A 13,713-nucleotide genomic window follows, 5' to 3' on the forward strand; every position below is an offset into this window, starting at 1 on the left:
CATCGCGAGATGGCGGGGCTTTTTCGTGGTCGCCCCGATGTCATCCGGGCTACGCGAGCGCCCCCCACCCACTATGAGTCAATCCGGCCAGTGCCAGGCCGGTTCGTCCAGCAGGCCCTGACCGCGGATGCCGGTCTGGCCCAGCGCTTTGTCCAGCTCCAGGGCGTTGCACGCCGGGCTTTGCTTGAGCGTGGCGATCAGGCGGCTGGCGTGGGACACCACCCACACCTGGGTGTGCTGCGAGGCGGCGATGATCAGGCGGCCGAGCGCGGGCAGCAGATCCGGGTGCAGGCTGGTTTCCGGTTCGTTGAGCACCATCAGCGACGGCGGCCGCGGGGTGAGCAGGGCGGCCACCAGCAGCAGGTAGCGCAGGGTGCCATCGGATAGCTCGGCGGCGCTCAAGGGGCGCAGCAGGCCTTCCTGGCGCAGCTCGACGGCGAAACGGCCGCCCGGCTGGAAATCGATATGCAGGCGGCTGCCGGGAAAGGCGTCGTCGATGGCGGCATCCAGCGCGGCGCGATCGCCGATTTCACGGATGGTCTGCAGCGCCGCGGCCAGGTCGCGGCCATCGTGATGCAGCACCGGTGTGCGCGTGCCCAGTTGCGGCTGGCGCGCCGGGGCCTCGGCGTCGCTGCGAAAGTGATCGTAGAAGCGCCAGCGGCGGATGGTTTCGCGCAGCTGGAAGACTTCCGGGCAGCTGGGGTCGTTGCCGATCTGGTCGAACAGGCTGTCGTAGCTCGGCAGGTGCTGGGCCAGCACCTGCCAGCTGCGGCCTTCGCGCAGGCGCACCATGGGCCCGGCGCGATCCACCAGCAGCGAGGCGGGGCGATAGTTGGCGCCGGCCCAGATGCATTCGCGCTTGATCTCCGGGTCGAGGGCGAAGGCCGAGCGGCTCGGCTCGGGCAGGCCGAGGGCAATCGCATAGCCGAAATCCTCGCCGGCAAAGCCCAGGCGCAGACGCATTGCGTGCTGCCGTGGGCCGCCTTGCACCGGCACCTCGCCGCTGCGCATGCGCCGGGAAATCTGCTCCGGCCCGGCCCAGAAACTCGACTCCAGCCCGCCCTCTCGGGCCAGCGCATTGACCACCCCGCCCTGGGCGGTTTCCGCCAGCAGGCGCAGGGCGCGGTAGAGATTGGACTTGCCGCTGCCGTTGGCGCCGGTGATCAGGTTGAGTTGGCCCAGCGGCAGCACCAGGCTGTTGATCGAGCGGTAGTTGGCGACGGCGAGGGTATGCAGCATGGGTGTCGTCCTGACCAGGAATCAGCGGCCGTGGCGCGGCGAGAAGGCCAGCCAGGCCAGCAGCGGGTAGCACAGGTAGTGCAGGCTGAACAGGAACAGGCCCATGGGGCTGGGGGTGTCCTGCAGGGCCATCATCGCCAGCAGGCCCAGGTAGAGCAGCGCCAGCAGGCCGCCGTAGAGCGCGGTGAAGCGCCAGCGTTCGGCGTTGCTCGGCGCGCGCCCTTCGCGCCAGTGGAACAGCAGCGCCAGGCCGGCGGCGATGGCGGCGGCGATCAGCAGGGTGGTCAGCACCCCGCCGAGGCGCACGAAGGTGCGCAGCAGCAGGTTCAGCAGCACCGCCGCGAGCACCCCGCCGAGGGCGTAGTAGCGCAGTTGCACGGCGCCGCTCACAGGCTGCGGGCCAGGCCGAAGCGTTTGCTCAGCACCCGGTCCAGCAGGGCGCCGGGCAGCAGCGCGGCGAGCAGCGGCAGGGCGCGGCTGCCGTTGCCCAGGCGCAGCAGGCGCGGGCGTTTGTCGCGCTGCACGGCAGCGAGCAGTTGCGCGGCGAACGCCTCGGCCGGGGTGGGGTTGTCCTGCGAGGCGCCGGCGCGGGCGCGGATGCCGTCGCGCAGCGGCCACCAGGGCGAGTCCTGGCGGATCAGTGCTTCGGCCTGCTGGCTGGCGTTGGCGCCGAAGCTAGAGGCGATGGCGCCGGGCTGCACCTCCATCACCTCGATGGCGAAGGGCGCCAGCTCCAGGCGCAAGGCGTCGCTCAGCGCGTGCACCGCCGCCTTGGAGGCGCAGTAGGCGCCGGCGAAGGGGGTGACCAGCACGCCGGAAACGCTGCCGATATTCACCACCAGGCCGCGGCTGCGACGCAGCAGCGGGAACATGGCGCGGGTCACGCCGACCACGGCGAACACGTTGGTCTCGAACTGCTGGCGCATGGCCTGAACGCCGCCGTCGAGCAGCGGGCCCATGGCGCCGTAGCCGGCGTTGTTGATCAGCACCTCGAGGCCGCCGATCTCCTCGTTCAGGCGGCTGGCCAGGCGTTCGAGGGCCTCGCCGTCGTTGACGTCCAGCTGCACCGCCTGGAAACCGGCCTGCTGCAGCGCCGCCAGATCGCCGTCCTTGCGCGCGGTGGCCCAGACGCGGTAACCGGCGGCCTGGAAGGCGTCGGCCAGGGCGCGGCCGATGCCGCTGGAGCAACCGGTGATCAGGACATTGGCTTGGGACATGCGGCGGTCTTCCTTGTGACGGGTTATCGGTATGCGCGGTGCAACCCGGGGCTCAACGGACGAACTGGCCCTGCAGGCGCTCGGCGCGAAACTCCAGGGTAGCCGGGCTGTAGCCGCTGCGCAGGTCGGGCAGCGGCAGGCAGTCGTTCCAGCTGGCGCCAGGCAGCAGTTCGCCGGGGCCGCTGTAGCGCGGCGATTCGTACAGGCGCTGAGCCAGGTTGGTGGCGTTGCCGGGGCGGTAGGCGGCGACTTCCCAGCGCAGTTCCAGCAGGGCGGCGTCGCTGCCGTTCTTCAGCGTGACGAACAACGGCCGGTCGGCCGGGCACTGCTGCGGATCGTAGCGCAGGCGCAGTTCCAGGTGGGCGAGGTAGCGGGCGTCGCGGTTTTCCTGCCAGAGCACCCAGCTGGCGACCAGGGCCAGGCCGGCCAGCGCCGCCATGGAGATCGGCAGGGCCTTGAGCGGGTAGCGGATCAGCAGGATCAGCCAGGAGACGACGAGCAGGACACCGATCAGCATGGGGGCAGCCTTGGAAAAGTCTGCCCTCATCCTACACAAGGCGGTTTGTCAGGGTAACCGCAGGGGCTGTCTCAAGCTGTGACAGGGGCGTAGCCCGGATGCAATCCGGGGGCCTCGGCGGCGGGGCCCCGGATTGCGTCCGGACTACGGCGGCTCAATGTGCGCTGATGACCGCGGCATCGCTGCGGCCGTAGACGTCCTCCAGGCGCTCGATATCGTCCTCGCCCAGGTAGGTGCCGGACTGCACCTCGATGATCTCCAGCGGGATCTTGCCCGGGTTGGAGAGGCGGTGCACCGAGGTCATCGGGATGTAGGTGGACTGGTTCTCGGTGAGCAGGAACTCGCGGTCGTCGCAGGTCACCTTGGCCGTGCCGGACACCACGATCCAGTGCTCGGCGCGGTGGTGGTGCATCTGCAGCGACAGCTGCGCCCCCGGCTTGACGGTGATGTGCTTGACCTGAAAGCGCCCGCCCATGTCCACCGAGTCGTACGAGCCCCAGGGGCGGTACACGGCGCAGTGGTTCTGGGTCTCGCTGCGGCCCTGGGCATCGAGTCTGCCCACCAGCTTCTTGACGTCCTGCACGCGGTCCCTGTGCGCCACCATCATGGCGTCCTTGGTTTCCACCACGACGATGTCGTCCAGGCCGAGCACCGAGACCAGCTTGCCGTTGCCGTGCACCAGGCAGTTGCGGCTGTCCTCGAGCAGCACGTCGCCCTTGGTGACGTTGCCGGCAGCGTCCTTGTCGTGCACTTCCCAGATCGACGACCAGCTGCCGACGTCGTTCCAGCCGGCGGCCAGCGGCACCACGCAGGCGCGGGTGGTCTTCTCCATCACCGCGTAGTCGATGGAGTTGTCCGGGCAGCAGGCGAAGGTGGCCGGGTCGATGCTGATTTCCGCGTCCTTGCGCTGGCTGCGCTCCAGGGCCAGCAGGCAGGTGTCGTAGATGTCCACGTCGTGCCGCTTGAGCTCCTCGAGGAAGCGGCTGGCGCGGAACAGGAACATGCCGCTGTTCCAGTAGTAGTCGCCGCTGGCCACGTATTCGGCGGCGCGCTCGGCGTCGGGTTTCTCGACGAAGCGGGCGACCCGCGCCACGCCGTCCGGCAGCTGCGCATCGACGCTGCCGCGGATATAGCCGTAGCCGGTCTCGGGGCGGTCGGCCGGTACGCCGAACAGCACCATCTCGCCCTTCTCGGCGGCCACGGTGGCCAGCGCCAGGGCCTGGCTGAAGGCCTGCTGGTCGTCCAGCACGTGGTCGGCCGGCAGCACCAGCATCAGCTCGTCACGGCCCTCGGCGATCAGCTGCAGGGCGGCCATGGCCACCGCCGGCGCGGTGTTGCGGCCGAAGGGTTCGAGCAGCAGCAGCTGCGCCTGCTGGCCGATCTGCTGCAGCTGTTCCTGGACGATGAAGCGGTGCTCCAGGTTGGCCACCAGCACCGGCGGCTGCATGCCCTCGACGGAGAGGCGCTGCAGGGTCTGCTGGAACAGCGTGTGCTCGCCGGTGAGGGCGAGGAACTGCTTGGGATACTGCTTGCGCGAGAGCGGCCAGAGTCGCGAGCCGCTGCCACCGGAAAGGATGATCGGGGTCATGGTGTGTCTCCTGAGATGAGGGTCATGAGGTGCTCCAGCGTCATGTGGTGCGGCGTGTGCCCGCCGTTTTCCTTGTTCTCGAAAAAACTCGTTGCCTTAAGGAAGTTCTGAAAAAGCCATTTATCGTCACTCCCGCGAAGGCGGGAGCCCAGGGACTACGCAGGCTCTGGATTCCCGCCTGCGCGGGAATGACGGCTATTTCAGAGTTTCCTTAACCGTCGATGGGGCGCTTGACCCACACCGGCGCCAACTTGCCCTGGGCGCCGGTGACGAACAGGCTGACCACCTCGCCGCGCTCCAGGGTCACGGGTTTGAGGTCGGCCACCTTGCGCTCGCCCTCGAACAGCGCCAGGCCGACCTTGACCGGGTTGATCTCGCGCTCGCCGCGGCCGTCGGGCTGCACATCGGCGACCACCGCGGTCTTGCCGTCGGCGGTCTTCAGGCTGAGCGGGCTGTCGCTGAGGTTCTGCACCCGCAGCAGCGCCTTCTGCTTGTTGCTGAACGCCGGTTCCTCGACCAGGCGCGGCGCGCTGCCGGTCTGGCTGACCAGGGTGTAGTAGTGGGCGGCCTGCAGCTGCACCGGCAACTGGGCGTTGCCGACCTGGGCCTGGTAGCTGCCGGCCGGCAGGTACTCGAAGTCGCTGGAGCCCAGCGGTGCGACCCGCTTGAGCTGCACCTCGCCGACGTTGACGTCGAGCTCGGCGTTGCCGGCGTTGTAGGCGCGAACGAAGGCCGAGCCCTTGGGGGCCTTGGGCCCGTAGAGGGCGCCGTCGTCGGCCTGGGCCTGGAACATGCCGAGGCCCAGGGCCAGGGCGCAGGCGCCCAGGGTGAAGCGGCGCAGGGTGGTTTGAGTGTTCATCGGATAGTCCTCCTTGGGGGATGAATCAGTGGCTGGCGGCAGCCAGCCCCTGGCGCTCGCCGCCGTCTCTCAGGGCGGCGAGCCATTGCGGGTCGAAGTCGGTGAGATCGCTGGTCATCGGCAGGTAGCGCTCGGGGAACTCCCAGATCACCAGCTGCGGTGGGGCGTTGTTCAGCTCCTCGCTCTGCAGGTACTTGAGCATCGGCACCAGCGGGCCGCCGCCTTCCTCGGCGTGGTTGGCCAGGTCGCGCTGCAGGTGCTGGCGCAGCGCGCCGGCGAAGTTCCAGGCCGGGTTGGCGCTGTAGCTGGTGCCGACCAGAGCCACCGGCAGGTCGGTCTCGGCGAACAGCGCATTGCCGTCGCCGCCGGCGGCATGGGTCTGGCGCAGTTGCAGGCGGTCGGCGCTCGGCAGCAGGCTCTCGAACAGCGGGCCGAGCGGCAGGAAGCGGGTCAGGTCGCCCTGGTGCGCGCGGGTTTCCAGGGTCTCGGTGACGAACTCCTGCGGCTCGCCGCGCAGCTGCACGGCGCTGCGCACCACCTCGCTCAGGGCGCGCGCGGCGACCTCGGCGCCTTCCGGCGTCCAGTGGGTGTCGGTGCGCAGGAACATCGGCGCCTCACTCTTGGCCGCCTGCAGCGGGCCGAGCAGGTCCGGCGCGGCGATCCCGGCATTGCGCACCGCGCGATGAAAGCGCGGATAGAGGCTGCGCTGCAGGGCGCTGGGCTGATGGGCGCCGGTGTGCTCCGGGTAGAGGCGGGTCTTGGCCGGGACTATGGCCAGCAGCAGCTGGATATCGCGATCTTGCAGCTGGCGCTGCACGCCACGGATCAGTGCCAGGTTGTCGCGCAGCTGGCGTTGAGCATCGACCACCGGGTCGAATTCCTCGTCCGAGTACAGCCAGCCGTCCTGGCCGATCACCAGGCCGGCGCGGCCTTCGCCGAACGCCAGGTATTCCAGGGCCGCCCACAGGTTGATGCCGACCTGCTTGAGCGGGAAGTGCTCGTCGTAGTGTCGCTCGAGGCTCTTGGCCAGGCTGCCGTCGAGCACGCGCGGTTCGGCGGGCGGCCTATAGTCCGCCAGGCCGCCGAGGGCGAGCAGGCTGGTGGGTACCAGCAGCAGGCTGAACAGCGCGACGTAGAGGGTGGTGACGGGGCGATTCATGGCTGACCTCCGCTCAGAACTGGAAGTAGAGGAAGGGGGAGTAGCTCTGCGCCGAGAGCTTGAGCAGCGAGGCGCAGAACAACAGCAGCAGGGCGCCGCGCAGCGCCAGCATGCGCAGGTCGACGGCCTGCAGGGTGACACCGGCGCTGGCCAGGGTCAGGCCCGGCGCATGGCTGCGGCTGGCAAGGAACTGGCGGGCGCCGTTGACGGCGATCACCACCCAGGCCAGCACCAGAGTGACCATCTGCAGCCCGCTGATCTGCGCCAGGGTCAGCTCGCTCGGGCGCCAGTCGCCGAAGGGCAGCAGCGCGGCGTACATGCGCCCGGCCACCTCCAGATTCTCGGCGCGGAAGATCACCCAGCCGAGCATCACCAGCAGCAAGGTGAAGGCCCATTTCAGCGGGTTGAACACAATCGGTGCGGCTTTCACGCCCAGCGCTCGTTCGACGGCCAGCCAGGTGCCGTGCCAGGCGCCCCAGATCAGGAAGGTCCAGTTGGCGCCGTGCCAGAAACCGCCCAGCAGCATGGTCAGGAACAGGTTGCGGTAGGTGTTGAAGGTGCCGTGGCGGTTGCCGCCCAGCGGCACATAGAGGTAGTCGCGCAGCCAGGTCGACAGGCTGATGTGCCAGCGCCGCCAGAACTCGGTGATCGACTGGCTGATATAGGGCTGGTTGAAGTTCTCCATGAAGCGAAAACCCATCATCAGGCCCAGGCCGATGGCCATGTCGCTGTAGCCGGAGAAGTCGAAGTAGAGCTGCGCGGTGTAGGCGATCATGCCCAGCCAGGCGTCGCCGGTACTGGGGTTTTCCAGGGCGAAGCAGTGATCGACCAGCGGCGCCAGGCTGTCGGCGATGAACACTTTCTTGACGAAGCCCTGCATGAAGCGCGTGGCGCCTTCGCTGAACTTGTCCAGGCTGTGGCTGCGCTCGGTGAACTGGTCGGCCAGGTCCTTGTAGCGCAGCACCGGGCCGGCGATCAGCTGCGGGAACAGGGCGATAAAGGCGGCGAAGTTGATCAGGTTGCGCGTCGGTTCGGTGTCGCGGCGGTACACGTCGATCAGGTAGCTGATCGACTGGAAGATGTAGAAGGAGATGCCGATTGGCAGGATCACCGAGGTGAGGACGAAGGGCTCGAGACCGAAGGATTCGAGCAGGGCGTTGATATTGGCCACGCCGAAGTTGGCGTACTTGAAGTAGCCCAGCGTGGCCAGGTTGCCGACCACCCCGGCCACCACCCAGCGGCGTGCCGCCTGGGTGCCGGCATGGGCCTGGATGCGCAGGGCGAAGACGAAGTTCCACAGCGTCACCGCGGCGAACAGCAGGAGGAAGTCCACCCGCCACCAGGCATAGAAGGTGTAGCTGCCGACCAGGATCAGCAGATTGCGCCCGCGATTCGGGCACAGGTAGTACAGGCCGAGGAAGATCGGCAGGAACAGGAACAAAAAGACATTGGATGAAAAGACCATCCGGGCTTCTCCGAAAATAGCCGGGGCAGCGCCCCCCTTTCCCCCCGCGAGCGGAGGGTTTGTTTTGCTGCGTCCCGTAGGCGCGAACTTGTTCGCGAAATTCGCGGCTCAAGCCGCGCCTACGGGCTTTCAAATACCTGGCTCACCTCGCCGCCGAGGCGGAAGCTGTTGAACGGCCCCATCGTCCGGTTCAGTTCGCGGGTCTGTTCGCCGCAGGCGTAAAGGCTGCAGTAGGGAGCCAGCCAGGCGTACTTGTAGTCCTTGCGCAGCTCGCTCATGTCCTGCTTGGCGCCGCTGCGTTGGGCGAATGCCGCCGGGTCGCGCGCGCCTTGCAGCACGCGCTCGGCCAGGCGCTGCAGGGCGCCCTGGTTCTCGCCGCGCAGGTCGACGCCGTTGGCCTCGGCGAAGGCCGCGATCATCGCCAGCGGCGGCAGGGCGTAGTTGTGATAGGCCAGGGCGCGCTGGCTGCGGCGCATCTCGTTGGCCAGGTAACCCTGGTCGTCGACCTGACCCGCGGCGATGCGGAACTGGCCCACCGACCAGTCGAACAGGTCGCGGCGGTCAGCGATGACGGCCACCGCCATCACCGACCAGGCGGCCCAGTAGCTGTGGTTGTTGATCTTCTTCAGCGGCAGGTCGCTCCACTCGCGCACCGTGTGCTCGGCCAGACGCACGAACCAGGCTTCGATGCGCGCGCTCTGCTGCGGGTAGGCGGCCAGCGGCTGCGACGCGGAGAACTTCAGGCGCAGCCAGGCGCCGGCCAGGCTGCCGAGCGCCCATTTGCGCATCGACTTGCCGGTGTGGTTGAACTGCTCGGACGCCAGCGCATCGGCGCTGGCCCACTGGTCGAGCCAGTCGATGGCGCAGTCCAGGCGCCCCTGCTGACCGGTGCGCATATAGCCGGTGATCATCCGCCCGGCTTCCTTTTCCAGGCGGGTGATGGGCGCGGTCTGCGCGCGGAAGTTCTGCTCCGCCTGGCGGTTGAGCGTGGCGCGGGCGCTGCCTGAACCCTCGTATTTGCTGGTGAACTGCAGCGCACCGGTGTAGGGCGCAGGCGTCACCGGGCAGCTGGGCGCCTGGCCGCCTTGCTGCCGTACCGGCGCCTGGTAGCCGGGCGGCGGCTGCAGCGCGGCGAAGGCCGGAGCGCCGAACAGCAGGCTGGCGAGCAGGGCGGGGGCGAATCGCTTCATGGGCAACCTCAACTCCTGGGCTCGTGGCGGGCCACCTGCTGGCCGGCACCGCTCGGGCGCTGGCACAGGCTGGCCTCGACCTTGAGGTCGTCGGCGCTGTCTTCGGGTTTCTGGATTTCCAGGGCGAAGAAGTTCTGTTCGCCCCAGCCCGGCTCGTCGCGCAGCTCGAAGGCGAAACGGCCGTCGGTGTCGGCGGTGTCGGGTTTCTCCAGCTTGAGTTGCTCGCGGCGGCCGTTGAGGTACCAGACGGTGGCGTCGACGCGCTTGACCGAGGGATCGCTGAAGCGCAGGTCGAGCTGATGGCGCGTGCCGGCCAGGGTCAGCAGGCGGTTCTCGCCGTTGACCAGCACCTCGTTGCTGCCCGGGCGCAGGCGCGTCTCGGCGCTGAGCAGGGCGCTCTGGTCGCTGCAGCCGTTGTTCAGGGTGGCCATCAGCTGGCGGTGGATCTTGTCCGAGGCCAGGTCGTAGAGCGGCGAGAATTCCCAGATCAGGATCTTCGGCGGATCCTTCTGGAACGCCTCGCTGCCCAGGTACTCGAGCATCGCTCCTTCCAGGCCGCCGCCGGCGAAGGCGGCATTGAGCACCTCGGCGCCCAGGTGCTGTTCGAGGAAACCGCCGAAGTTGTAGTTCTTGCCGCTGTGGCTGGTGCCGACCAGGGCGATCTTCGGGCTGCTCGCCTCGCCGAACAGTGCGTTGCCATCGCTGGCGTCCTTCGGCTCGGTGACGAACTGATCGACGTACTGCACCGCGTAGCCGGTGCCGCACAGCTGGCTGGCGACGTTCTGCATGGTGCCGGTCTTGCCCATCAGACCGACGCGCTCGGTGACGAATTCCTTCTGCGCAATATCTTCGAAGCCGGGGATGCGCTTGACCGTCTCGGCCACCAGGCGTGCGGTGCGCTCGGCGCCGTAGGGTGTCCAGTGCTGGTCACGGCGGAAGTAGAACGCCTGGTCGCTGTCCTCGTCGGTCAGGTTGCTCAGGTCCGGCACCCAGATACCCAGCTGCTCGAAGCGCGCCAGCGCCTGGCGGTAGTTGGCCAGCGCCTTGTCGTAGTCGAAGCGCTGGTAGTCGGCGGGCTTGAGCTTGCTGCGATTGACCAGACCGCGGGTCGGTTGATAGACCACCACCAATTCCACGCCGCGCTGCTTGAGGCCGTCGCGCAGTTCCTTGAGGCGCTGGTAGCCGGCTTCGCTGGTGCCGAACTCGGTGCGCAGGTCTTCCACGCTGCGAAACAGCCAGCCTTCCTCGGCGTCCATCAGGGTGATGAAGTTCTTCATGTAGTTGCTGGTGTAGCGGCTGGCGTCGTGCGCGGCGGGGCACAGCGAGCAGCAGTCTTCGACCTGGTATTGCGGCGCCTGGCGCTCCTGCGCCTGCAGGGCACCGCAGGCGGCGCAGGCCACGGCCAGGGCGAGGGATTTGAGCGGAGAAACGATCATGGTGGGCCTCGTCAATTGGTCATCTGCTCGGGATCGATCGGGTCGATCAGCACGGGCTGGCGCTGGCGCACCAGCAGGTCGAGGATCTGTTCCTGTTTTTCGCCGAGGATGCCGGCGAGCTGGATGCCGTTGCTCTTGCGCGGGGCGATCAGCTTGACCCGGTACAGCTCCACCGACAGCGGCGAGTCGATGTTGATCGGGCTGGAGCCGTTGCCGGCCAGGGTGCCGCCGACGATGATCATCGACACCTTGGTGTCGAAGGGATCGAGCTTGAGGTCGCGGTCGGTATCGGACAGGTCCTTGATGTGGCCGTACACGCCGGTCAGCTCGTTGAGCGCGGCGAGGTTGTCGTACAGGCGAATGTTCTCGCTGTTGCGGATGCGGATGCCGTGGCGCCGGTTGCGCAGCACCTGGTTGCCCCACAACAGGTTGTCGCCGCTCTCGTAGATGGTGATGCCGTCGGCATGGTTGCCGTGCACGCGGTTGTAGGCGATCAGGTTGCCGACGCTGTTACGGTCGATGACCACCCCGGAGAGCTTGTTGTCATGGCTCTCGTTGTTGATGATCCAGCTGTCGTTGACCTCGCGCGAAATGATGATGCCGTGCTTCTTCTTGGTCCCGAACACCTTGTTCTCGGCGATGATCAGGCCGTGCGAACGGTCGTGCGGGTCGATGCCGTAGACGATGTTGTCGCGGTAGGTGTTGCCCTTGATCACCACGTTCTGCGCTTCGTAGCAGTAGAAGCCGTACCAGTGGTCGACGAACTCCGAATCGATCAGCCAGCCGGTCGGCTCCTCGCGCTTGAGGCGGGCATGCATGTTCGGCGTGTACTGGGTGATCGACACCCCGTAGGACTTGGAATTCGAATAGCCCAGGCTGGTCAGCACGCTGCCGGCGATGTACAGCTCGCTGCCGCCCCAGGACACCAGGAAGGGGCGGAACTCCTTGGGATCGCCGCGGAAGGTGGCCGGGCCCTTGTCGGCCTCGCGCCAGGCGGTGACGCGGGTGTCGGTGAGGAACATCAGGCCGTCGTTGACCAGGAAGGCGCCGCGTTCCTGCGACAGGCGCAGCTCGCGGGTCTCCTTGCCGACGTGCAGGGTCGCGCCCTGGGCGACCACGATCGGCAGGCGGGCGAGGTAGACGCCCGGCTGCTGTTCTTCGAACTGGCTGGCGGGCAGGGCCTTGGCCAGGTCCTGCGCGGTGACCAGGCCACCTTCGATGAAGATCGCCTGGGGCATGCCCTGCTGGCGCTTGACCCATTCGCGCAGGCGCTCGTTGCCGCCGGTGAAGTCCTTCAGCGCGTCCTGGCGCAGCATACGCCGCACCGCCACGCGGCCCTTGTCCTGGCGTGGAATCTTGGCCAGCACGGCGTCCATGGTGTAGCCGGACAGATCCGGCAGCGTCGGCGCTTTCAGGTGCAGCGGCTCGGCCGGCGCGCTGCGCACCCGGTAGTCGAACTGGTGCTCGCTCTCGGCACCGAGCGCCGGCGGCGCGGCCAGCTGCACGGCGCCGAGCAGCGCGCCTGCGCCGAGCAGACAGAAGGCGAGGCGCTTGTTGATCCTGCGTGGCATGGGATCTCTCCTCAGAAGCGCCAGATGAAGTCGACGAAGGCGCGGTGCATCACCGAGTCGGTGCCGCGGCCATAGGCGTCGCCGGGCAGGAACACGCCGCCGCGCAGACGCACCAGGGCCGAACGTTCGTCGAGTCGTTCCGCCACCGAGGCCGGCAGCAGGCCCTGCTTGAAGTAGCGGGTCAGGACCAGGTCGACCTCCTGGCCGACGTCCTTCTCGCCCGCCACCAGCGGCGCGTCGACGCCGCTGTCGCCGATGTCCTGGTCGCCGTCGACGCGCCACAGGCGGTGGTAGACCAGGCTGGCGTCGTAGTCTTGGCCCAGTTGCCAGGAGCTGAAGGCGCTGGCCACCTGCAGGTTGGAGAGCTCGCCGCGGAAGGCCTCGCCGAAGCGGTGCAGGCGCGATTCGACGCCGGTGAAATTGGCGCGGTTGCTGTGCAGGCCGGTCTGCATGAACTGGCGCGACTCGTCCTCATCGCCGCCGCCACTGCCGCGGGCATAGGCCGCACCGATCTTCCAGTGCTCGTCGAGGCTGTAGCGCAGGCCGAGGTCCACCGCCCAGGCGTCGACGTCCTGGCTACGCGAGCCGCTGGCCACGCGTTCGTCGCCGATCACCTGCTGCTGCAGCTGGTCGGTGTCGCCCTTGAGCCAGGTCATCTGCGCCCAGTAGTTGAGGCGGTTGCGCGAGTTGCGCTCGAAGAAGCCGCCGTCGGCATGCAGGCCGAACCAGGTGAGGTCGCCGGTATGGCGCTTGCTCAGCTCGTCGATGCGCTCGCCGACGCTGGGCAGGCTGCCGTCGTCGCGGCTGTGGTGCAGCTTGGCGCCGATGCGGTGGCCCGGCGTCCACTGGTAGGCGAGGCCGGCGAAGTAGTGGCGGCGGTCCTCGTCTTCCGGGGCCAGCTCGTCGAGGTCGGTGCGGTACTCGGAGAAGCGTTCGGCGACGCCGATATCGGCCTGCAGCAGGGTGCTGTCGAAGCGCCAGTGCAGGGCCTCGATATTGGTGTCCCACCAGGTGCCTTCGTCGCTGCGCAGGCGCTGGCGGCCGAAGCGCAGGCGCTCGCCGGGGTAGGCGGTGAGGCCGCTGTAGTCGACCCAGAACTCGCGCAGGGCCAGGTAGCTGTCGTCCGGCTGGCGCGCGTCGCTGCGGCTGCTGCTGGCGGCGGTTTCGCCGTCGTCGCCGGCGCGCTGCAGCGGGTCGGTCTCGATGGTGTCGGTGGCGGTCACCGCCTGGCCCATGGCGAAGGCGCTCCAGTCGCCGCGCTGGGCATAGGCCCAGGGGCGCAGGTCGAGACCGATGCCGTTGACGTCGCCGCCGTCGCGGGTGCCGAGGTCGCGGTCGTCTTCCGATTGCGCGGTGATCTTGATGTCCAGGCCGAAGTCGGTCTGGTTGTCGGTCGCCCAGGCGGTGCCGGCGGCGAGCAGGCTGGCACCGAGGCCGAGCTGGCTGACGATTCGATTGAACTGCATACGGGT

Annotated in this window: 12 protein-coding genes; all 12 read right to left on the minus strand. The window is 68.2% G+C overall.

Features of this window, described 5'->3' with window-relative positions:
• Window positions 1–78: 78 nt before the first annotated feature.
• A complete protein-coding gene (locus tag ACIGFL_RS03410) occupies window positions 79–1,239 on the minus strand; it encodes an AAA family ATPase (protein ID WP_397496136.1) in 1,161 nt (386 codons plus the stop codon).
• Window positions 1,240–1,260: 21 nt separating this feature from the next.
• Window positions 1,261–1,629, minus strand: coding sequence for a hypothetical protein (locus tag ACIGFL_RS03415; RefSeq protein WP_122108270.1), 369 nt, complete (start codon window positions 1,627–1,629; stop codon window positions 1,261–1,263).
• On the minus strand, window positions 1,626–2,456 hold the full coding sequence (locus ACIGFL_RS03420; RefSeq protein WP_397496137.1) for an SDR family oxidoreductase: 831 nt from the start codon (window positions 2,454–2,456) through the stop codon (window positions 1,626–1,628). Before ACIGFL_RS03420 ends, ACIGFL_RS03415 begins: the two co-directional genes overlap by 4 nt.
• A gap of 52 nt (window positions 2,457–2,508) precedes the next feature.
• Window positions 2,509–2,973: a hypothetical protein gene (locus tag ACIGFL_RS03425; protein WP_021443312.1), complete on the minus strand. Its 465-nt coding sequence runs from the start codon at window positions 2,971–2,973 to the stop codon at window positions 2,509–2,511.
• A gap of 154 nt (window positions 2,974–3,127) precedes the next feature.
• Window positions 3,128–4,561, minus strand: a complete 1,434-nt coding sequence (locus ACIGFL_RS03430; RefSeq protein WP_397496138.1) for a mannose-1-phosphate guanylyltransferase/mannose-6-phosphate isomerase — start codon at window positions 4,559–4,561, stop codon at window positions 3,128–3,130.
• A 211-nt stretch (window positions 4,562–4,772) separates the two neighbouring features.
• Window positions 4,773–5,420 carry an alginate O-acetyltransferase AlgF gene (locus ACIGFL_RS03435; protein ID WP_397496139.1) on the minus strand — a complete coding sequence of 216 codons (648 nt, stop codon included), beginning with the start codon at window positions 5,418–5,420 and terminating at the stop codon, window positions 4,773–4,775.
• Window positions 5,421–5,445: 25 nt separating this feature from the next.
• Window positions 5,446–6,579, minus strand: a complete 1,134-nt coding sequence (locus ACIGFL_RS03440; RefSeq protein ID WP_397496140.1) for an alginate O-acetyltransferase — start codon at window positions 6,577–6,579, stop codon at window positions 5,446–5,448.
• A 13-nt stretch (window positions 6,580–6,592) separates the two neighbouring features.
• The gene (locus ACIGFL_RS03445) at window positions 6,593–8,044 is read right to left on the minus strand and encodes an MBOAT family O-acyltransferase (protein WP_397496141.1); all 1,452 of its coding nucleotides are present in this window, start codon (window positions 8,042–8,044) and stop codon (window positions 6,593–6,595) included.
• A gap of 119 nt (window positions 8,045–8,163) precedes the next feature.
• Window positions 8,164–9,234 (minus strand): mannuronate-specific alginate lyase, encoded by a 1,071-nt coding sequence (locus ACIGFL_RS03450; protein ID WP_397496142.1) that lies wholly within the window; start codon window positions 9,232–9,234, stop codon window positions 8,164–8,166.
• A gap of 8 nt (window positions 9,235–9,242) precedes the next feature.
• Window positions 9,243–10,670 carry an alginate O-acetyltransferase gene (locus tag ACIGFL_RS03455; RefSeq protein WP_397496143.1) on the minus strand — a complete coding sequence of 476 codons (1,428 nt, stop codon included), beginning with the start codon at window positions 10,668–10,670 and terminating at the stop codon, window positions 9,243–9,245.
• A gap of 11 nt (window positions 10,671–10,681) precedes the next feature.
• Window positions 10,682–12,241, minus strand: coding sequence for a mannuronan 5-epimerase AlgG (algG, locus tag ACIGFL_RS03460; RefSeq protein ID WP_397496144.1), 1,560 nt, complete (start codon window positions 12,239–12,241; stop codon window positions 10,682–10,684).
• A gap of 11 nt (window positions 12,242–12,252) precedes the next feature.
• The gene (locus ACIGFL_RS03465; protein WP_397496620.1) at window positions 12,253–13,707 is read right to left on the minus strand and encodes an alginate export family protein; all 1,455 of its coding nucleotides are present in this window, start codon (window positions 13,705–13,707) and stop codon (window positions 12,253–12,255) included.
• Between the last annotated feature and the right edge of the window lie 6 nt (window positions 13,708–13,713).

Source organism: Pseudomonas sp. NPDC077649, assembly GCF_044542855.1.
Classification (GTDB): Bacteria; Pseudomonadota; Gammaproteobacteria; order Pseudomonadales; family Pseudomonadaceae; genus Aquipseudomonas.